Annotated in this window: 18 protein-coding genes and 1 tRNA gene; 11 read left to right on the top strand and 8 right to left on the bottom strand. The window is 75.3% G+C overall.

The window, feature by feature from the left end:
* The first annotated feature begins 38 nt into the window (after nucleotides 1-38).
* The 5 genes from ung to ACSUPT_RS03150 all read left to right on the top strand — a co-directional run bounded on the left by ung (nucleotide 39) and on the right by ACSUPT_RS03150 (nucleotide 5,056).
* Entirely contained in the window at nucleotides 39-722 is a 684-nt protein-coding gene (gene ung / locus ACSUPT_RS03170) for a uracil-DNA glycosylase (protein ID WP_351967256.1), read from the top strand.
* A gap of 299 nt (nucleotides 723-1,021) precedes the next feature.
* Nucleotides 1,022-1,095 (top strand) — tRNA-Trp (locus ACSUPT_RS03165).
* Nucleotides 1,096-1,098: 3 nt separating this feature from the next.
* Nucleotides 1,099-3,384 (top strand): hypothetical protein, encoded by a 2,286-nt coding sequence (locus ACSUPT_RS03160; RefSeq protein WP_436943423.1) that lies wholly within the window; start codon nucleotides 1,099-1,101, stop codon nucleotides 3,382-3,384.
* A 157-nt stretch (nucleotides 3,385-3,541) separates the two neighbouring features.
* Nucleotides 3,542-3,985 (top strand): hypothetical protein, encoded by a 444-nt coding sequence (locus ACSUPT_RS03155; RefSeq protein WP_351967308.1) that lies wholly within the window; start codon nucleotides 3,542-3,544, stop codon nucleotides 3,983-3,985.
* Between the two features lie 165 nt (nucleotides 3,986-4,150).
* Complete coding sequence (locus ACSUPT_RS03150) at nucleotides 4,151-5,056, top strand: Gfo/Idh/MocA family protein (RefSeq protein ID WP_361661189.1); 906 nt, start codon at nucleotides 4,151-4,153, stop codon at nucleotides 5,054-5,056.
* Here ACSUPT_RS03150 and lnt read toward each other — a convergent pair.
* The 5 genes from lnt to ACSUPT_RS03125 all read right to left on the bottom strand — a co-directional run bounded on the left by lnt (nucleotide 4,980) and on the right by ACSUPT_RS03125 (nucleotide 9,135).
* A complete protein-coding gene (gene lnt / locus ACSUPT_RS03145; RefSeq protein ID WP_436943422.1) occupies nucleotides 4,980-6,602 on the bottom strand; it encodes an apolipoprotein N-acyltransferase in 1,623 nt (540 codons plus the stop codon). The two genes, ACSUPT_RS03150 and lnt, sit on opposite strands and share 77 nt — an antisense overlap.
* 141 nt (nucleotides 6,603-6,743) lie before the next feature.
* Nucleotides 6,744-6,959, bottom strand: coding sequence for a hypothetical protein (locus tag ACSUPT_RS03140; protein WP_351967252.1), 216 nt, complete (start codon nucleotides 6,957-6,959; stop codon nucleotides 6,744-6,746).
* Nucleotides 6,960-7,108: 149 nt separating this feature from the next.
* Nucleotides 7,109-7,291: a hypothetical protein gene (locus ACSUPT_RS03135; RefSeq protein ID WP_351967251.1), complete on the bottom strand. Its 183-nt coding sequence runs from the start codon at nucleotides 7,289-7,291 to the stop codon at nucleotides 7,109-7,111.
* Between the two features lie 150 nt (nucleotides 7,292-7,441).
* Nucleotides 7,442-8,314 (bottom strand): undecaprenyl-diphosphate phosphatase, encoded by an 873-nt coding sequence (locus tag ACSUPT_RS03130; RefSeq protein WP_351967250.1) that lies wholly within the window; start codon nucleotides 8,312-8,314, stop codon nucleotides 7,442-7,444.
* A 104-nt stretch (nucleotides 8,315-8,418) separates the two neighbouring features.
* Nucleotides 8,419-9,135, bottom strand: a complete 717-nt coding sequence (locus ACSUPT_RS03125; RefSeq protein WP_361664320.1) for a TVP38/TMEM64 family protein — start codon at nucleotides 9,133-9,135, stop codon at nucleotides 8,419-8,421.
* Between the two features lie 393 nt (nucleotides 9,136-9,528).
* Between ACSUPT_RS03125 and tuf the strand changes: the two genes are divergently transcribed.
* On the top strand, nucleotides 9,529-10,704 hold the full coding sequence (gene tuf, locus ACSUPT_RS03120; protein WP_436943421.1) for an elongation factor Tu: 1,176 nt from the start codon (nucleotides 9,529-9,531) through the stop codon (nucleotides 10,702-10,704).
* Nucleotides 10,705-10,744: 40 nt separating this feature from the next.
* Nucleotides 10,745-11,590 (top strand): spermidine synthase, encoded by an 846-nt coding sequence (locus tag ACSUPT_RS03115; RefSeq protein WP_399219997.1) that lies wholly within the window; start codon nucleotides 10,745-10,747, stop codon nucleotides 11,588-11,590.
* Nucleotides 11,591-11,671: 81 nt separating this feature from the next.
* On the opposite strand, the gene ACSUPT_RS03110 is transcribed toward ACSUPT_RS03115, so the two are convergent.
* Both ACSUPT_RS03110 and ACSUPT_RS03105 read right to left on the bottom strand, forming a co-directional pair.
* Nucleotides 11,672-12,982 (bottom strand): MFS transporter, encoded by a 1,311-nt coding sequence (locus tag ACSUPT_RS03110; RefSeq protein WP_436943420.1) that lies wholly within the window; start codon nucleotides 12,980-12,982, stop codon nucleotides 11,672-11,674.
* 138 nt (nucleotides 12,983-13,120) lie between these two features.
* A complete protein-coding gene (locus tag ACSUPT_RS03105; RefSeq protein WP_351967245.1) occupies nucleotides 13,121-14,167 on the bottom strand; it encodes a hypothetical protein in 1,047 nt (348 codons plus the stop codon).
* 94 nt (nucleotides 14,168-14,261) lie between these two features.
* On the opposite strand from ACSUPT_RS03105, the gene ACSUPT_RS03100 reads away from it, so the two are divergent.
* Together ACSUPT_RS03100 and ACSUPT_RS03095 are read left to right on the top strand one after the other, a co-directional pair.
* Nucleotides 14,262-14,714: a DUF4442 domain-containing protein gene (locus ACSUPT_RS03100; RefSeq protein WP_351967244.1), complete on the top strand. Its 453-nt coding sequence runs from the start codon at nucleotides 14,262-14,264 to the stop codon at nucleotides 14,712-14,714.
* A gap of 401 nt (nucleotides 14,715-15,115) precedes the next feature.
* A complete protein-coding gene (locus tag ACSUPT_RS03095; protein WP_351967243.1) occupies nucleotides 15,116-15,778 on the top strand; it encodes a DedA family protein in 663 nt (220 codons plus the stop codon).
* Nucleotides 15,779-15,864: 86 nt separating this feature from the next.
* Here the strand turns inward: ACSUPT_RS03095 and ACSUPT_RS03090 are convergent, their stop codons facing one another.
* Nucleotides 15,865-16,401: a gamma carbonic anhydrase family protein gene (locus tag ACSUPT_RS03090; protein WP_351967242.1), complete on the bottom strand. Its 537-nt coding sequence runs from the start codon at nucleotides 16,399-16,401 to the stop codon at nucleotides 15,865-15,867.
* A 138-nt stretch (nucleotides 16,402-16,539) separates the two neighbouring features.
* Here ACSUPT_RS03090 and ACSUPT_RS03085 point away from each other — a divergent pair, with 138 nt between their 5' ends.
* Both ACSUPT_RS03085 and ACSUPT_RS03080 read left to right on the top strand, forming a co-directional pair.
* Entirely contained in the window at nucleotides 16,540-17,283 is a 744-nt protein-coding gene (locus ACSUPT_RS03085; RefSeq protein ID WP_351967241.1) for an acyltransferase, read from the top strand.
* Nucleotides 17,284-17,626: 343 nt separating this feature from the next.
* The gene (locus ACSUPT_RS03080; protein ID WP_436946163.1) at nucleotides 17,627-20,176 is read left to right on the top strand and encodes a SpoIIE family protein phosphatase; all 2,550 of its coding nucleotides are present in this window, start codon (nucleotides 17,627-17,629) and stop codon (nucleotides 20,174-20,176) included.
* The last annotated feature ends 25 nt before the right edge of the window (nucleotides 20,177-20,201 follow it).

Below are 20,201 nucleotides of genomic sequence, written 5' to 3'. Positions count from 1 at the left end.
TGTGAACGACAAGCGATCCCACACCGGAGGTTGTTGACGTGACCGACACCGCCATGCTGCCCGAGTCCTGGCGCGGCGTCCTCGGCGACGAGCTGCAGAAGCCGTACTTCAAGCTGCTCACCGAGTTCGTCGAGGAGGAGCGGGCCAAGGGGCCGGTCTACCCGCCGCGGGACGAGGTCTTCGCCGCGCTCGAGGCCACTCCGTACGACAAGGTCAAGGTCCTCATCCTGGGCCAGGACCCGTACCACGGAGAGGGCCAGGGGCACGGGCTGTGCTTCTCCGTCCGGCCGGGCGTCAAGACCCCGCCCTCCCTGCGCAACATCTACAAGGAGATGCAGGAGGAGCTCGGCCACCCCGTCCCGGACAACGGCTATCTGATGCCGTGGGCCGAGCAGGGCGTCCTGCTGCTCAACGCCGTGCTGACCGTCCGCGCCGGCGAGGCGAACTCCCACAAGGGCAAGGGCTGGGAGAAGTTCACCGACGCGGTGATCAGCGCCGTCGCCTCCCGCCCCGACCCGGCCGTCTTCGTCCTGTGGGGGAACTACGCGCAGAAGAAGCTGCCCCTCATCGACGAGACGCGGCACGTCGTGGTGAAGGGCGCCCACCCCTCCCCGCTCTCCGCGAAGAAGTTCTTCGGCTCCCGGCCCTTCACGCAGATCAACAAGGCCATAGCCGAGCAGGGCCACGAGCCGATCGACTGGCGCATCCCCGACCTCGGCTGAGGACCCCGCCCCCGGGCCCGCGGCTCCTTGCCGCTCGCGGGCACGGGGGACTTCCAGGTCCCGCCGGCCGCCGGCCCCTCGCGCCCGCGTGCCCCGAAGCCCCCTGGGGCGCCACGGCCCGGAATCCCCCCGTTCCCGGTCTCGGGCCTCGCGGGGGCCGCGCTCGGGAATCCCTCTGAAGCCGCCCGTTCCCGGCGTCGGGCCTCCTGGGGGCCGCTGAGAGCCCGCCAAGACGTTCCGCTCCCGGCGTGAAAAAACCGTTGTCGCGGCCGGGGCCGCCCCGTAAGGTCCCTTCCCGACGGCGTGTAGCTCAGTCAGCCAGAGCACCGGGCTCCAGACCCGGAGGGCGCAGGGGCAGATCCTGCCACGCCGGCTTATGGACGACGACACCCGCCACCAGCCCGCCGCGGGCACCGGATACCCGCGGGGGCAGCTGGCCAAGGCTTTCGCCACCGCCCGCACCCACCCCGACCCCGCCACCCGCGACCGCGCCGGACACCGCGCACGGCAGTGGCGGGACGTGCTCGACGGCATGGCGTCCGGGAGCCTCGCCATCGGCTCTCCCACCCCCGCCGGGTGGCCCGCGTGGATCACCCCGGAGGTCGTACGGGGCGGCTTCGCCACCGGTTCCCCCGCCGCCGGAGGGCCGCTCACGCCCCACGAGACCGACACCGCGCGCCGCGCCGGCATCCCCGCCGAGCGCGCCGCCCTCTTCCGCCACCACCTCACCAGGCCCGGCCTGCGGGAGCTGTGGGCGCTCCTCGACAGCGGCCGCTACACCGCCGACCTGCCCGAGGAGACCGCCCTGCTGACGGTCGCCTGGCTGGTCCGCGCAGGCGACCTGGAGGCCGCCGCCCGGCTCGTACGGGAGCTGGAGCCGTACGCCGACCGGCTCCGCTTCACACCCCGCCCGTCGCCCCGGCCCGCCCCCGCCGACGGCGTCCACCGCGGCACGCTCGCCGACGCCACCGCGACCCTGGAGCGGCGCCGCCCCCACGCGGCCGTCGAGACCCAGCGCGAGGCCCTCACCGTGTGGCGCCCGTTCGCCGACGAGCTGCTCGCCCACTGGCTGCTGACCGCGGGCCCCGACGGCGTACGCGTCCTGGAGCGGACCCCCGGCCCCGCCTGGCTGGAGCGCGGCGCCGCCCTGCTCGACCGGTACGAGCGGCTCGCGGCCACCCACACCCGCTGCGCCAAGCACCGCAAGCCCAAGGAGAACGCCGCGATCCTGCGCGCCGCCCTGGAGGACACCGTCGCGGGGCGCGCCCTGGACGCGCGGCGGCTCGGGCTGCTGCGCCACGCCGTCGCCTCGATGGTCCGGCGCCGCGGCCTGCCCGGCTCCCCGGAGCACACCGCGCTGCGCCGCCGCCAGGCCGAGGAGGCCGCCCGCCCCTCCCACCACGCGCTGGCCCGGCTGGTACTGCGCCGCCTGGCCGGGCTGCCGGGCCACACCGGCTTGCCGGACCCGGACGCGTACACGGGCCCGGTCACCGCGCGCGAGGCCGAGGAGACCGGCATCCCCGCCGGTACGGCCCTGCCCGCGGCGGTGCGGCGGCCCGTCGAGACGGCGATGTCCGCCCCGCTGCGCATCCTCGTGGAGCGGGGCATCGTCCCCTCCGGCGAGATCCTCGCCCGGCTGGCGTCCCAGCTGGTCGCCGCCGTCCACGCGCGTGCCTGCCCCGACGAGGCGCTGGGCGCCCTGGCCGCCGCCCACCACCGGGCGTTCCAGTCCCGCCGGTCGCTGCTCCTGCTCGACCTGGCGAGGCAGACCCGGCCCGACGACCTGCCGTGGGCGCGGGCGCTCGCCCCGCACCGGGGCGGCGGCGCCGGACGGGACGACGCCCGCGCGGCGCTGCGCGAGCTGGCGGAGCTGGCCGTCGAGGCGTTCCCGGGCACCCTGCTGCCCAACCCGCTGATCTGGCAGTTCGGCCACCTCGCCCGCCAGGCCGAGCTGGAGGCGCCGTTCACCGAGGAGCTGGCCGCCGACATCTTCACGGGCACGTTCACCCCCAAGTTCGCCTCCGCCGCCGCCATCGCCGCCGACCTTTTGGAGGGCACGCTGTACGAGCGGTACTACGGCATCGACTACGCCGCCGTCCGCGCCCTGGCGGCGGCGCACGGCACGGGCCGGGCGGGGAGCGGCGGATCGCGCGGGCAGGGGACGCCCCGGACGGCCGGCGGGTTCGCGCGGCTCTGCCACGAGCGGGCGGGCGTGGCCGGCCGTTCCTGGAGCCCGGCGGCCAACGGCACGGTGATCGAGCAGGCGCAGATCCTCACCACCCACAACCTCGCCACCCTCGTCCACGTCGTCGGCGCCGCCCCGCAGGCGGGCCCGGCCGAACTGGCCCGCCGCTGCCTCGACGACGTCCGACGCCTCACCGGCCTGGCGGCCCGCCACCCGCGCCCGCTCAGGCTGATCAAGAACGCGGCGTACGCGTGGCGGCACCTCGTCTTCCATCTGTCGCTGTGCCCGCCCGGCGAGCAGGCCGCCTTCCTGGACGAGGCCGGCCTCGGCGAGGGCGGGCTCACCCCGGCCCTCGCGGGACTCCACCTGGTGGCGGCCGGCGGCTCGTTCGGCGCCGACGGCACGGCGGCCCGGGGCCGCGCCCGCCGCTTCCTCGGCTGGACCACGGAGCGGCACTGGCTGACCGCCGCCAGGTGACCGGCCGCCGTCGGCTGCGTCTGCCCGGATACCGCCGCCCGGGCGGCTAGCTTCGGGGTACGACGACGAGAAAGGCCCCAGCATGGCGGACGACGACGCGGCCCCGCCCGGCCGCCCGGGCGAGCAGGTCCCGACCGGCGGGGACGACGACCCGGTGATGACCGGCATCGGCCAGGCGATGATGCTGCTGCACGGCGGCGACCGCGAGGAGGCCCGCAACCGGTTCCAGGCCCTGTGGGAGCGGATCGGGCCGGACGGCGACCCGCTGCACCGCTGCACCCTCGCCCACTCCATGGCGGACGCGCAGGACGACCCCGACGACGAACTCGCCTGGGACCTGCGCGCCCTCACCGCCGCCGGCACGCTCGACGACGACCGGCCCGCCCGGCACGGCACGGCCGCCGCCCTGCGGGCCCTCTACCCGTCGCTCCACCTCAACCTGGCCGCCGACTATCTGAAGCTGCGCCGGCCGCACGCCGCCCGCGAACACCTCGACCGGGCCCGTGCCGCCTCCGCAGCGCTCGGCGACGACGGATACGGCGCGGGCGTCCGCGCCGCCATCGACCGCCTCGACCGCCGCCTCCGCGACCACGGAGCCTGACACCCGCCGGCGGCCTTCCGGACCGGACCGGTGCCCGCAGAGCCCCTGGACCGGTCGACGCCGGCCGGCCGGGCACCCCGAGCCCGCGCGGGACGGGTGCGCGCCGGGGTGAAACACGCCACACGTATGCTGCGGGCGGACGGCACCACGTGAGAGGAGACGCCCGTGAAGGTGGGCTGCATCGGGCTCGGCGACATCGCGCAGAAGGCGTACCTTCCGGTCCTCACCGCCCGGCCCGGAGTCGAACTGCACCTCCAGACCCGCACCCCCGCCACCCTGGAGCGCGTCGCGGAGGCCCACCACATCCCGGCGGCCCGCCGCCACACGGACCTCGACTCGCTGCTCGCCGCCGGCCTGGACGCCGCGTTCGTGCACGCCCCGACCGACGTCCACCCGGAGATCGTCACGCGGCTCCTGGAAGCGGGCGTCCCCACGTACGTCGACAAGCCCCTCGCGTACGGGCTCGACGACTCCCGCCGGCTCGTGGAGCTCGCCGAGCGGCGCGGAGTGTCCCTCGCCGTCGGCTTCAACCGCCGCTGGGCGCCCTCCTACGTCCAGTGCGCGGAGCACCCGCGCGAGCTGATCCTCATACAGAAGAACCGCGTGGGCCTGCCCGAGGACCCCCGCACGCTCGTCTTCGACGACTTCATCCATGTCGTCGACACGCTGCGCTTCCTGCTGCCGGGCCCGGTCGAGCACACCGACGTCCGCGCCCGCGTCCGCGACGGCCTCATGCACCACGTGGTGCTCCAGCTGTCCGGCGACGGCTTCACGGCGATCGGGATGATGAACCGCATGAGCGGCTCCACCGAGGAGATCTTGGAGGTGTCGGGCCAGGACACCAAGCGGCAGGTCGTCAACCTGGCCGAGGTGATCGACCACAAGGGCCAGCCCACCGTGCGGCGCCGGGGCGACTGGGTGCCCGTCGCCCGGCAGCGCGGCATCGAACAGGTCACGCTCGCCTTCCTGGACGCCGTCCGGGCCGGCACGGTCCTCAGCGCCCGCGACGCCCTGCGGACCCACGAACTGTGCGAGCGGGTCGTACGGGACGCCCTGGAGCAGGCCGCCTGACACCCCGCACCCCGGCGGCGCCCGCCACCCCGGCGAGGACGGCGAGCGCCGCCCACGGGGCCCAGTCCCCGAACCGCGTGTACGGGGTCGTCGCGGTGGCGAGCGGCAGGTCGTAGACGGCGGCCGCGCTGCGGTCCGTGCCGATCGGCGTGCCGATCCGGGCGCCGTCGGGGCCGTACGCGGCGCTCACCCCGGTCAGCGTCGCGTGGACCATCGGCCGCCCGGTCTCCGCCGCGCGCAGCGCCGCCAGCGACGCGTGCTGGGCGGGCGCCCAGCTGTCCTGGAACGTCGACGTGGCCGACTGGGCGACCAGTACCCGGGCGCCGTCCCGCGCCAGGTTGCGGCTCATGTCGGGGAACGCCGACTCGAAGCACACCAGCGGCCCCACCGCCAGCTCCCCGTCCTTCCCGGCCGTCATCACCACCTGGGCCGTGCCGCGCCGCCGGTCCTCGTCGGCCGCGCGCCCCACCGAGGTCACCCACCCGAGCACGGACCGCGCGGGCACGTACTCGCCGAACGGGACGAGCCGCATCTTGTCGTACCGGTCCCCGGTCGGGCCGTCCCGGCCGACGAGGACGCTGCTCTTGTAGATCCCCGGCAGGTCCGAGCGGCGCGCGTCGACGTTCACCAGCACTTCCGCCCCGACCTGCCGGGACACTTCGGCCAGCCGCTCGGCGAGGTCCGGCCGGGCCGCCAGATCGGCGCCCACGCTGCTCTCGCCCCACACCACGAGGTCCACGTCCCGCCCGGCCAGGGCACGCGTCAGCTCCTCGCCGCGGGCGAACCGCCGCTCCGGGCCGTCCGGCCCGCCGATCACGCCCGGCTGGACGACCCCCACCCGTACCGTGTCCACCGGCTCCGCGGGCGCCGGCCACAGCCAGGCCGAACCCATGGCGACCGCGCACACCGCCGCCACCGCGACAGCGGCCGTACGCACGGAGGGAACCGCCACCAGCAGCGCCACCGCGGTGTTCACCGCCACCACCAGGAGCGTCACGAGCCACACCCCGCCCAGCGCCGCCATCCGCAGCGCCGGCGCCACCTGCCACTGGCTGGCGCCCAGCAGCCCCCAGGGGCCGCCCAGCCCCTCCCAGGACCGCACCATCTCGACCATCAGCCACCCCGAGGGCACCACGGCGCACGCCAGCAGCGCCCGCGTCCGCGACCCGGCTGCCTCCCGGAACGCCCACCGCGCCAGCCACCCCCAGGGCGCCCACAGCAGCCCCAGCAGCGCGGCCAGCACCAGGATGAAGACATGGAGGTTCGGCATCAGCCAGTGGTGCACGGCCAGCACGAACCCCGTACCGCCCAGCCACCCCTCCAGCGCGGCCCGCCGGGCGGTCGGCGCCGAGCGGAGCAGCAGCAGCCACGGCACCAGCGCCCCGTACGCCAGCCACCACAGGGAGGGCGCCGGGAACGCCAGGGCGGGCAGCGCCCCCGCGAGGACGGCGGCCGCACCGCGCGCCCGGCCCGACGAAACCGCCCGTGTCCACCACGCCGGGGACGGCCGCGCGGCCACCTCACCGTGCTCGGCCCGCAACCGCATCCGCGTCGCCTCCTCGCCCCGGAATCGTCCGGCTCCCGGGAGCCCGGAACTCCAGTGTGACGGAGGAGATCACTCCACGGACAGTGCGCCGGGCGCGCGCCCCGCGCTTTCCCGGTGGTTTCCCCGGCCCGTACGGGTGGGTCAGGCGGCCTCCCACTGGTGGGCGCGCCCGCCGCGCCACTCCACCAGGTGCGGATCGTCCAGGTCGATGCCGGTCTCGTCCAGACCGGCGCGGCGGAGGAACTCGACGAGGTCGGCGTCGTTGTGGGCCAGCCCGAGGATGCGGCCGCGCGCGGTGACGCGGCGGCCGCCGCTCGGGGTGGGCCGGTGCACGACGATGGGCGCTTGCCAGGGCATACCCCCAGGGTGCCCCGCACGCCGCTTGATCGCAGGCCGCGGCGGGACGGTGGGCGGCCGGACGCGCGGCGGGCCCGGCAGCCGCGCCGGGCACGCGTCGGGCCGCCCCGCGGGAAGCGGGGCGGCCCGGTGCCGGTGGAGTGCGAGGGCTACGCGGCGGTGCCGACGTCGCCCGCCTGCGCGGCGGCCCACTTCAGGACGAGGGCCTGGTAGATCCGCTGCTCGTCGGCCGACAGGCGTCCGCCCGAGCGCGCCCACAGTTCGCGGATCGCCCGGTTCAGGGCGTCGGCGTCGGGGGCGGGCATGGCGGGGTCGAACGCGGGCTTGGACATGGGACAAGACTAAGGGGCAGATCGGACCATCCGCTGTGACCCGCCACGCACCGTGACGATTCCCACGTCCCGGCTCCGGACGGGCCCGCGCGGCCCGGGGCGCCCCGCACGCGCGCCGCCCCGCACCCGGCGCCGCCCGCGCGCCGCGCGTCAGTGCGAGGGCTGACCCGCGTCGGGCGCGAGGACGCCCAGCCAGATCAGGGCGAACAGCACCAGCCCGAGCACTATCCGGTAGATCACGAACGGCATGAAGCTCTTGGTCGAGATGAACTTCATGAACCAGGCGATGACCGCGTAGCCCACACCGAAGGCGATGACCGTGGCGAAGACCGTCGGCCCCCACGCCACATGGCCCTCGCCGACGGCCTTCAGCTCGAACAGGCCCGAGGCCAGCACGGCGGGGATCGCCAGCAGGAAGGAGTAGCGGGCGGCGGCCTCACGCGTGTAGTTCATGAACAGCCCGCCGCTGATGGTCGCGCCCGACCGGGAGACGCCCGGGATCAGCGCCATCGCCTGGCACATGCCGAAGATCAGGCCGTCCCTGACGCCGAGGTCCCGCAGCGTCTTGCGCTCCGGCGCCGCGCGGTGCCGGCCGCCCTCCTGGGCGCGCGCCGCCAGCCGGTCGGCCACACCGAGCACGATGCCCAGCACGATCAGCGTCGTCGCGATCAGCCGCAGATCGCGGAACGGGCCCTCGATGTGGTCCTTCAGCGTGACGCCCAGCACACCGATCGGGATCGACCCGACGATCACCAGCCAGCCCATGCGGGCGTCGTGGTCGGAGCGCATCGACTTGTCGGTCAGCGACCGGAACCACGCCGTCACGATGCGGGCGATGTCCTTGCGGAAGTAGATCAGGACCGCCGTCTCGGTGCCGATCTGCGTGATCGCCGTGAACGCGGCGCCCGGGTCGTGCCAGCCGGCGAAGGCGGCGGTGAGGCGCAGATGGGCACTGGAGGAGATCGGGAGGAACTCCGTCAGCCCTTGGACGAGTCCGAGGATGAGCGATTCGAACCAATTCATGGGGCCAGGGCCGTCCCGAAATGTGCGTGTGCGGTCGTTTGGGTCGGTGCAGCGTATCGCTTCCCGGTGAACGGAGGGTGATCATCCGGTGTCGTGGAGCGGTGTCAGGACACGGCGGACGCGCGCATCCGGTGCCGCTTCCGCCACGCCACCACGGCGCCCGCCGTGACGCTGACCACGATGAACCCGGCCGACAGCAGGAAGGCCGGAGACGTCGGCGACGCCGCCTCGCTCCCGGCGACGACGTACGCCGCCGTGTTCGGTACGCAGCCCAGCCCCGTGCCCAGCAGGAACGGCGCGTACCGCATGCGGGAGAGCGCCGCCCCGTAGTTGGCCGCCGCGAACGGCACGCCGGGGAAGAGCCGGATCGCCAGCGTCGAACGGAACCCGTGCCGGCTGAGCTGCCCGTCGGCCGCCTCCACCCAGCGGCCGCGCAGCAGCGGGCGCAGCGCGTCGCGCCCCAGCGCCCGCCCGAGCGCGAACGCGATGCCCGCGCCGAGGACGGTCCCCGCGACGGCCGCGGCGAGCCCCGCCTGCGTGCCGAAGAGGGCGCCGGACGCCAGGTTCAGCACGGGCCGCGGCACGAACGCCGCGGTGCACAGCCCGTACGCGACGCCGAACAGCACGACGGCGCCCGCCCCGCCCACCTGCGGCGGCCAGCCCCCGCCCGCCAGGACGCGGTGCGGCTCGTACGCCACGACCAGCGCCCCGGCGCACGCGAGCAGCACCACGAGCAGCGTCAGCCGCGACCAGGGCGACAGCAGGAGTCGGGAGCAGCGCAGGGCGAAACCGGCCTGGGGCCGGACGGCGGGCTCGAGCATCCGGGGAGCGTAACCGACGACGGGCGGGCCCCACCGTGACCGGCGCCGCATCCCGCCCACCCGACCGCGCGGCCCGCCCCACGGGTACGCACGGTCACACGCGCACACCCGCCCGCAGGACGTGCCGGTCGCGTGGCGCCGGCAGCGGGATACGGCCGGGGAAATTCGCTCGACGCGCGCGAGTGGTCACGGCAGGATCGTCCGCATGTCCCGGTACGCCTTCCTCGCAGCGCCGTCCGCAGTCGCGGACGCGCCGAAGGCTGCCGCCATCGTCCTGGACGGCGCCCGAAGCTGACCCTTCCCGGATCGTCCGGCGGACCCCGCAGGGGGAGGGTCGGCAAGGCCGAGGGGTCCCCGCACACGCTTCGAGTTCCGGAGAGGAACCACCCCGTCATGTCCAAGACGGCCTACGTGCGCACCAAGCCGCACCTCAACATCGGCACCATGGGTCACGTCGACCACGGCAAGACCACCCTCACCGCGGCCATCACCAAGGTCCTCAGCGAGCGCTCCGGCGGCGCCACCTCCTACGTCGCGTTCGACCGGATCGACCGGGCGCCCGAGGAGGCGCGGCGCGGCATCACCATCAACATCGCGCACGTCGAGTACGAGACCGACACCCGCCACTACGCCCATGTCGACATGCCCGGCCACGCCGACTACGTCAAGAACATGGTGACCGGCGCCGCCCAGCTCGACGGGGCGATCCTCGTCGTCTCCGCGCTCGACGGGATCATGCCGCAGACCGCCGAGCACGTGCTGCTCGCCCGCCAGGTGGGCGTCGACCACATCGTCGTCGCCCTCAACAAGGCGGACGCGGGCGACGACGAGCTGACCGACCTCGTGGAGCTGGAGGTCCGCGAGCTGCTCACCGCCCACGGCTACGGCGGCGACTGCGTGCCGGTCGTCCGCGTCTCCGGGCTGAGGGCCCTGGAGGGCGACCCGCGCTGGACGGCGTCGATCGAGGCGCTGCTCGACGCGGTCGACACGTACGTGCCGATGCCGGTGCGGTACGTGGACGCGCCGTTCCTCATGCCCGTCGAGAACGTGCTCACCATCACCGGCCGGGGCACCGTCGTGACGGGCGCCGTCGAGCGCGGCACCGTGCGCGTCGGCGACCGCGTGGAGGTCATCGGCGCCGGCACGGAGACCGTCGTCACCGGTCTGGAGACCTTCGGCAAGCCGATGGACGCCGCGCAGGCCGGGGACAACGTGGCGCTGCTGCTGCGCGGGGTGCCGCGCGACGCGGTCCGCCGCGGCCATGTGGTGGCCGAGCCGGGGAGCGTCGTGCCCAGGCGCCGGTTCACGGCGCGCGTGTACGTCCTGTCGGCCCGCGAGGGCGGCCGGGCGACGCCCGTGGCGACGGGCTACCGGCCGCAGTTCTACATCCGCACCGCCGACGTGGTCGGCGACGTGGACCTGGGCGAGGCGGCCGTCGCCCGGCCCGGCGACACGGTCGCCATGACCGTCGAGCTGGGCCGGGACGTGCCGCTGGAGCCGGGGCTCGGCTTCGCGATCCGCGAGGGCGGCCGCACGGTCGGCGCGGGCACCGTGGACGAGGTGCTGTAGCCCGCCGGGGCGCCGGGGGAGCGGCTGGGAGAATGGGGCGGTGAACGAGCCCGTACCCGTACTCCGCGCCGTCGACGGCGGCACCGCCAAGCTCATGCCGGACATCGACCGGGAGCGGGCCTGGCTGCTGACCGTCGACGGCGCGCCGCAGTCGTACGTCGACCTCGACGACCCGACGCATCTGGAGTTCGAGTACGCCCGGCGCCTCGCCCATGTCGTGGACACCGCGGCCGACGAGGGCGCCCCGCTCGACGTGGTCCACCTCGGGGGCGGGGCGCTGACCCTGCCCCGGTACGTCGCGGCGACCCGGCCGGGCTCGCGGCAGGAGGTGGTGGAGGCGGACCGGGGGCTGCTGGCGCTGGTCGCCGAGCACCTGCCCGTACCGGCCGGGTCGGGGATCACCGTGCACGGCGCGGACGCGCGGGCGTGGCTCGGGGCGGCGCCCGCGCGGTCGGCGGACCTGGTGGTGGGCGATGTGTTCGGCGGCTCGCGGGTGCCCGCGCACCTCACGTCCGTCGAGTACGCGCACGAGGTCGCCCGGGTGCTGCGGCCCGGCGGCGTGTACGCGGCGAACCTCGCGGACGGGGCGCCGTTCGCGTTCCTCCGCTCCCAGCTCGCGACGTTCGCCGCCGTGTTCGGCGAGCTGGCCCTGATCGCCGAGCCCGCGGTGCTGCGCGGCCGGCGGTTCGGGAACGTGGTGCTGGTCGCGTCGGACACGCCGCTCGACACCGCGCGGCTGGCCCGCCGGACGGCCGCCGACGCGTTCCCCGCGCGCGTCGAGCACGGCCCGGCCCTGGCGCGGCTCACCGCGGACGCGTCGGCCGTACGGGACGTCGACGCCGTGCCGTCACCGGAGCCGCCCGGCGGGGCGTTCGGCATCGGCTGACCGGGCGCGGCGGGACGTCCCGTGTCCGCCGGGCGGGGCGCGGCGGGGCGTCCCGTGTCCGCCGGCCCGGCGCGGCGCGCGCTACGCCGGCGCCGGGTCCGGGTCCGACGCGGCGGCGGACGGCTTCTCCAGGCGGTCGGCGGGCACCGGCTTCGTACGCCGCGTCAGGTTCCGCACGTCGGGGACGAGCAGCACCAGCGCCGTCACCACCAGGATCAGCGCGGCGCACCCCCACAGGGCCTGCGGACGCCCCACGGCGTCGGCGACGGGGCCCGCGATCGCCGTCGACAGCGGCAGCATCGCCGTCGAGCCGAACCAGTCGTACGCGGAGACCCGCGACAGCTTCTCCTCCGGGATCTCCTGGTGGAGCGCGGTCATCCACGCCACGCCGAAGACCTCGATCGCGACGCCGGACACCAGCATCACCGCCGCGAGCGCGCCCACGGGCAGCGGTACCGCGAGCCCCGCCGACGGCAGGGCGAGCGGGAACACGCACACCGTGCCCACCAGCAGCATCCGGCGCGGTTTCCAGCGCATCATCAGCAGCGCGCCCACGACCGTGCCCACGCCGAACGCGGCGAGCGCGAGCCCCCAGGGCCGGGCCCCGCCCAGTGATTCCTTCGCCACCAGCGGCCCGTACACCGACTCGGCGGCCCCGACGACGGCGACCACGACGGAGAACTGCGCGACGATCGACCACAGCCAGGGGCGGCTGACGACCTCGTGCCAGCCCTCCCGCAGATCGGCGAGCAGCCCGCCGCCGGAGGCCCGCTCGGGGATGTGGCTCACGTCGAGGAAGGCCCGCATCGCACCGGCCACGGCGAACGCGGCCGCGTCGATCGCGAGGACCCAGCCCGGCCCGAACGCGGCGATCATCGCGCCGCCCAGCGCGGCCCCGCCGATGGCCGCGCCGCTCATGGTCATGCGGAACAGGGCGAAGGCGCGGTTCACCTGGTCGCCCTGGACGCTCGACATCAGCATGCCCTCGGCGGCCGGGTTGAAGAACGCCTGCCCCGTGCCGCACAGCGCGCTCAGCAGCATCATCTGCCACAACTGCGCCCGGTCGGTGAGGACGAGGATCGCGAAGAGGGCCTGCGAGACGCCGCTGACGGTGTTGGCGGCGACCATCACGCGGTGCCTCGGCAGGCGGTCCGCGACGGCGCCGCCGACGAGGAGGAAGAGCATGAGCGGCAGGGTCCGCGCGGCGGCGACCAGCCCCACGTCGCCGCCGTCGCCACCGGACTCCAGCACGGCGAACGCCCCCGCCACCAGGGCGCCGTGGGAGCCCAGGCTGGTGATGAGGGCGGCTGCGGTCAGCAGCACGTAATTGCGGCCCGCCCACTCCGGGCGGCGGCCGGGACGGAGGCGGGAGAGTGCGGCGGGGGTTCTCACATCCGGGACTATCTCCGGTGGAGACCCCCGCCGACAAACGGATTAACCGTCAGAAAGGGCCGAAGCGCCATGAAACCCCGGTGCCCGGCCGGGGCCCGCGGGGCGGGGTGCCGCGCGGCCGGGCGCCGCGGGAGGGGGTTACGAGGCCGGCGTGCTCAGCCGGACCGTGCTGAGGATCTTCTGGATCGTGGCCTCGGGGACCTCGTCCTTGATGCCGGTGTTCGCGTACATCACCCAGGAGACGAAGTCGCCCTTGGCGTTCTTGAAGGAGAACGCGATGGACTTGCCGTCCGTGTCGCACTTGTTCTCGTGCTTGGTGTTGAGCGCGGTCGCCGTGGCGACATGGCCGCTGAGGCCGGACTTCGTCGTGTACGGCACAGCCTTGGTGATCTTCACCGTGCCCTTGGGCTCGGTCTGCGCGTATCCGGCCCACACCCAGCTGCCGGCCTCGTTGTACGCCGCCTCGGCGGTGTTCTTCGCGCCCTGGCCGCCCTTGGTGCCGGCCGTGGCCAGGCTCCAGGTCTCCGGGGTGCCGTCCTTGTCGTCGTCGAAGGTGCACCACTCGCTCTTGTAGCGGCCGGGCGCCGACATGGTGACGACGGGCGTGCCGTCGCCGGCCTTCTCGTCCTCGAAGCCCGTGGCCACACCCGAGCCGATGACCTCCCAGTCCGGCGGGATGTCGAAGAGCGTGTCCCGCTTCGGGTTGTGGACGACCTTCCAGCCCGGTATGGACGCCTGGGGCGCCGTCGAGCCGTCACGCGGGTTCTCGGTGGGCGACTGCGGGGGCGCCATCGGCGCCGAGGGCGCGGCGGCGCTCTGGGACGGCGCGGTCCCGCCCTGCGCGGTGTCCTGCTTCTCGTCCTCGCCGAGGACCAGGAAGCCGGTCACCCCGGCCGCCGCGAGGACGACGACGGCCGCGGCGATGGCGACGACGGTCGTCTTCTTCTTGTCGCCGCCCGACGGTACGGGCGGGCCGGGCGGCTGCCCGGGAACGGCGTACTGCGGCACGGTCGGCTGCTGGTACGGGTTCTGCTGGTAACCCGGCTGCTGCGGGTAGCCGGGCTGCTGGTACCCGGGCTGCTGGTACGGATTGGGCTGCTGATACCCCGGCTGCTGATAGGGGTTCTGCGCGTTCGGGTCCTGCGGGTTCTGCTCGCCCCCGGGCGGCTGCTGTCCTGGCCACATGGGCTGTAACCATAGAGGGGAGGGGTGGCCGGTGCCATGCCCGGGCCCCGCCGGAGGGTTCACGCCCAAACTACTGCCTGGTAACTTCGGGCGCATGTCCGACACGATGCCGAACATCGGCGAGATGCTGCTGGCCACCGTCCCGATGGCCAGGACCCTGAACCTGGAGGTCGTCGAGGCGACCGCCGAGCGGGCCGTCCTGCGCCTGCCCGACCAGAAGGACTTCCACAACCACGTCGGCGGCCCGCACGCCGGGGCGATGTTCACCCTCGGCGAGTCGGCCAGCGGGGCCATCGTCATCGGTGCCTTCGGCGACCAGATGGGCCGCGCCGTCCCGCTCGCCGTCAAGGCGGAGATCGGCTACAAGAAGCTGGCGATGGGCGTGGTCACCGCCACCGCCACGCTCGGCCGCCCCCGCGCCGACGTCGTCGCCGAGCTCGACGCGGGGCAGCGCCCGGAGTTCCCGGTCCTCGTGGAGATCACCCGCGAGGACGGCGCCGTCACCGGTGAGATGACCATCACCTGGACCCTGCGCCCCCACTCCTGACCGCCGGGCGCCGCGCCGCCCCCTCGCCGCCCGCCCGTGGCCCCACCCGGCCGCGGGCGGGCGGCTCCATGGGCGAGAGCGGCGCGGCCGGTGCGCGCGTACGGCTCCTGCGGGCGGCCCCCGCCTCGTACGCCACCCGCCCGGTACGGCGCCAGCACCGCCCGTCGCGCCACCCGCCCGGTACGGCACCGTCACCCCCCCCGTCGCGCCACCTGCCCGCGTACGGCGCCGTGACCGCCCCCCGAGGCCCCGCCGGAAGCGGGTGTGCCGGGGCGCAACCTCCGCCGCCGCCTCCGCGTCTCCTCCCCTGGCCCCGCCTCCCCGTGCGGCGCGGGGCGTCCCGTCCGACCCGGTAGGCTGCCTGGCCCCAGAGGTCACTCGTCGATACGGAGGAACCGGCGTTGCACGTCCAGGAGTGGCTCGAGACCGTCCCGGCGGTCAGCATCTACATCCTGGTGGGTGTGGTGATCGGGCTGGAAAGCCTCGGCATCCCGCTGCCGGGTGAGATCGTCCTCGTCAGTTCGGCGCTCCTCGCCTCCCAGCACGGGGACATCAACCCGTACATCCTGGGCGCCTGCGCCACCGCCGGGGCGATCATCGGCGACTCCATCGGCTACGCCATCGGCCGCAAGGGCGGACGGCCCCTGCTGGCCTGGCTCGGCGGGAAGTTCCCCAAGCACTTCAGCGAGGCCAACATCGCCATGGCCGAGCGGTCCTTCGAGAAGTGGGGCATGTGGGCCGTCTTCTTCGGCCGGTTCGTCGCCCTGCTGCGGATCTTCGCCGGGCCGCTGGCGGGCGTGCTCCACATGCCGTACTGGAAGTTCCTCATCGCCAACGTCTTCGGCGGCATCCTCTGGGCGGGCGGCACCACGGCCGTCGTCTACTCCGTCGGCGTCGTCGCCGAGGCGTGGCTGAAGCGGTTCTCCTGGCTGGGCCTCGTCCTCGCCGTGGCCATCGGCCTGACCTCGATGCTGGTGCTGAGGCACCGCGCCCGGAAGGCCACCGAGAAGTCCGAGGCCGAGCGCGCCGCCGCTGCCGCCCCGGAGCCCGTCCCCGCCCCCTGACCGCCCGGCCCGCCCCGGCGCGGTGCGCACCGGGGCGCGGCCTCCGAGCGGGGACGGGCACCGGGCGTGCGCCGCGGAGGTGCCGGTCAGGCCTGTGCGGCGTGCGCCTCGCGGTGCGCCCGGGCGAGGTCCCGGTACATCGCGGCGTTGACCTTGATGCCCTCGCGCTCCTCGTCGGTCAGCTGCCGCTTCACCTTCGCGGGGACGCCCGCCACGAGCGAACCCGGCGGCACCCGCATGCCCTGCGGGACCAGCGCCTGCGCGGCGATCAGGGAGCCCGCGCCGATGTGCGCGCCGTTGAGCACCGTGGCGCCCATCCCCACCAGGACGTCGTCCTCCACGGTGCAGCCGTGCAGCACGGCGTTGTGGCCGACCGAGACGCGCTCGCCGACCGTCACGGGGAAGCCGGGGTCGACGTGCACCGTGCAGTTGTCCTGGATGTTGCTGTCCGCGCCGAGGACGATCGGCCCGCAGTCCGCGCGCAGTACGGCGTGGTACCAGACGCTCGCGCCCGGCCCCATGGTGACCTCGCCGACCACGACGGACGTGGGCGCGGCGAACGCGCTCTCCGCCACCTCCGGCCGCTTGCCGCCCACCGCGGTGATCAAAGGCCGTTGCGTCATTCCGTGCTCCTCGTGCGCTGGGTTCGTCGTCACGCCCAGGAGGAACCGTAGGGCACGGGTGACGGTGCGGGGCCGGTGGGGCGAACATCACAGCCCCGCGCCCTCACCGGCGCCGATCCGGCCCACTACCGTGTCCGGGTGCCCAGGAACAGAAACACGTTCTCCTTTTCGTCGCTCGCCGCGTGGCGCCGCCGTGCGCTGACGGCGGCGGTGCACCGCGGCTGGCGCTGGGTGCAGGAGACCGGCTCCGTCACCGCCGAACGGCCCGGAGCGCTGCGCTTCCGCCGGATCGGCGAGGGCACGCGGCTGGCCTTCCCGCTGGGCACGGTCTTCGGCGAGCCGTGGATCGAGCTCGGCTCCTGCTGCATCATCGGCGAGCAGGTCACGCTCAGCGCGGGCATGCTGCCCGGCCTCGACCTCGGCCCGGACCCGGTGATGACCCTCGCCGACGGCGTCGTCCTCGGGCGCGGCAGCCATGTCGTGGCGGACGCGCCGGTCACCATCGGCGCCAACACCTTCTGCGGGCCGTACGTCTACATCACCTCGACCAACCACAGCTACGACGACCCGCACGAGCCGATCGGCCGCCAGTGGCCCCGCTCCGCGCCCGTCGAGATCGGCCCCGGCTGCTGGCTCGGCACCGGAGCGGTGGTCCTGCCCGGCGCCCGTATCGGACGGAACGTCGTGGTCGCCGCCGGGGCGGTCGTCCGGGGGGAGGTCCCCGACCACGCGGTCGTCGCCGGCGCGCCGGCCCGTGTCGTACGCCGCTGGGACGCCGAGAACGGCTGGCAGCCGCCGCTGCGTACACCCCCGCCCGTGCCGATCCCGGAGCACGTCACCGCCGCGCAGCTGGCCGCGCTGGCGGCCTGGGAAGGCCACTGACCCCTACGGCCCCGAGCCCCCGCGGCCCGTCGGCGGGGTGTCCGGCACCCGCGGTCGGACCGCCCGCCGCGCCCCGTCCCTGAGCCGGGCCTCCCCGAGCCCGCCGGTCCGCCCCGCGCCTCCGCGGGCCGGGCGACCGCCGGTGCCGCGCGCCACCCCGCCGGACCGCCTGACTGGCCCCTTTTCGGCGGGAACGCCCAGTATGGAGGGTGAGGTGGATGGCGAAGTGACCAGCGAGGGTGGCACCGCGGCTGGGGCTCCGGGACTGCGGGCTGACCTCGCAGGCGGAGCCCCCGGCGCCGTGCGCCCGTACGGGGCCGCGGCCGGGGCCGGACGCGCCCTGATGTTCGCCGGCGCGACCCTCGCCGCCGTGTACGTCCCCAGCGAGGGCGGCCGCGAACTGCGCCTCGCCGGGCCCGCCGACCGGTCGGGGACGCTGCCGGGCTGGCCGGGCGGGTACGCCGTGTCGGGCCGGTCGGCCGTCGCCGACGTCTTCCGCAGCGGCCGCCCCCTGTGGCCCACCGCCGCCGAACTCGCCGCGCGCCGGGAGGCCGTCCCCGAGGGCGTACGGCCCGACGCGGCCCTGGGGGTGCTGCCCGTCGGCGCGGACGACCGGCGGCTCGGCTGCCTCGTCGTGGTCGACGAGACCGGCCGGGGCTTCGACACGGACCGGCGCGGCTTCATGGAGCTGTACGCCGAGCAGGTCGCCGCCCGCATGGAGGCGGGCGGCGAGGCGGCGACCGCGTACACCGTGGCGAGCGGCGCCGGCGGGATCGTCCCGGAGGGGTCGGTGCCGCGCCGGGAGGGCCCGTCGCAGATCCGGTACCAGCTGATGCCCGGTCAGGCCCTCGACGCCGAACGCCTCGGATCGTTCACCCTCGAACTCCACACCGGCCGGATCACCGCCGACATGCGGATGCTCGAACTGGTCGACATCGCGCCCGAGGACTTCGACGGCCGGGTCGAGACCCTCCTCGCGCACGCCGTCCCCGACGACCTGCCCGCCCTGATGTCGCTGGTCGAGCCGGGCAAGAGCACATCGGCCGGCCGGGAACTGGAGTTCCGCGTCCGCCGCCCCACCGGCGACCTGCGCTGGCTGCGGCTGCGCTCCCGCGTCCTGCACGACCCCGCCGGACGGCCCGAACGCGTCCTCGGCATCGTCGTCGACGCGTCCTCGCTGCGCCCCGGCACCGACGAGGTGTCCCTCGTGCAGCGGCTGTCGGCGTCCCTCGCCGCCACCATGACCGCCCGCGACGTCGCCCGGGTCGTCGTCGGCGCCCTGCGCGACCCGCTCGTCGGCGCCGACCGCGTCGCCGTCGCCGGTCTGGAGGCCGACCGGCTCGTCGTCACCGTCCTCGACCCGCCGGAGGCCACCGCGTGGCCGGAGATCTGGCGCTCCGAATGGCGCTCCGAGTGGCCCGACACGCCGCTGCGGTCCCTGCCCACGCTGGCCGCGGCACTCCGGGACGTGCGGGTCGGGCTCGTCCCGGCCGGGGCCGACGTCGAACCGGCCCTCGCCGGTGTCGGCCCCGGCGGCCTCGCCCTGCTGCCGCTGCCCGCCGAGGGCCGTGTCATCGGCGCCTGCCTCGCGGGCTGGGACAAGCCGCACGAGTTCGGCGCGGAGGAGCGGTCCCTGCTGACCGCGACCGCCGGCCTCGTCGGCCAGGCCCTGCGCCGTGCCCACGCCTTCGACGCCCAGCACGAACTGGCTACCACCCTCCAGCGGAGCCTGCTGCCGCGCCGGCTGCCCGAGCTGGCCGGGGGAGTGGCCGTCGCCCGCTACCTGCCCGCCATGGTCGGCCTGGAGGTCGGTGGCGACTGGTACGACGTGATCCCGCTCTCCGAGAGCCGCGTCGCCCTCGTCATCGGCGACGTCCAGGGGCACAGCGCCGGAGCGGCCACCATCATGGGCCAGATCCGCACCGCCATCCGGGCGTACGCCGTCGAGGGCCACCCCCCGGACGTCGTCGTCTCGCACGCCAACCGGCTGCTCGTCGGCATGGAGACCGACCTGTTCGCCACCTGCTGCTACGTCGAACTCGACATGGAGGAGGGGGAGACCTGGATCGTCCGCGCCGGACACCTCGCCCCGCTGCTGCGCCACCCCGACGGCTCCACCGAGGAGGTCGAGACCGAGGGCGGCCTGCCGCTCGGCGTCCTCGCGGACTCCGACTACCCGATCACCGCCGTCGGCCTCGCCCCCGGCACGGTCCTCGCCCTGCTCACCGACGGCCTCGTGGAGTCCTCCAGCCTCCACCTGGAGGACGGCATGCTGCGGATGCGGGACCTGCTCTCCGACGCCGACCCGCGTGACGCGGGCCGCATGGCCGACCGGCTGCTGGGCGACGGGACGCGCCGCGACGACGACATCGCCCTGCTGCTGATGCGCTACGACGGGATGGGCGTCCCGCCGATCCGCACCGGCTGGACCGTGTGGCGGCTGCCCGACGCCGTCATGCACGCCCGCCGCTTCACCGCCCGCACCCTGCGCGCCTGGGGCGTCAGCGAGGAGGCGGACGCGGCGCTGCTGGTCGTCTCCGAGCTGGTCACCAACGCCCTGGTGCACACCCAGGGAGCCGTACGCCTCGATCTGACGCTCGCCGGGGACCGGATGCGCATCGCCGTCACCGACGCCTCGCCCAGGGCGCCCGCCAAGCCCGTGATGGCCGACTGGGAGTCGACCGGGGGGCGCGGCCTCTTCCTGGTGGAGGCCATGTCGTCGTCCTGGGGCTCGGTCCCGGTCAGCGGCGGCAAGCAGGTGTGGAGCGAGTTCGTCGTCACCCGCGAACCGGGCCCGGCCGGCGGCGGCGCGCCCGGGCCCGTGCCGGAGGAGGCGGCGGGCCCCGCCCCGTCCGGCTCGAGGCGCGTCGGCTCCGCCAAGGAAGGAGGGTGAGGGACGTGTTCCGTCGTACGAGGCC

Source organism: Streptomyces sp. SudanB25_2051 (genome assembly GCF_964272635.1).
In the GTDB taxonomy this organism is placed as follows: Bacteria; Actinomycetota; Actinomycetes; order Streptomycetales; family Streptomycetaceae; genus Streptomyces.
This window is presented reverse-complemented; position numbering and strand designations above follow the sequence as displayed.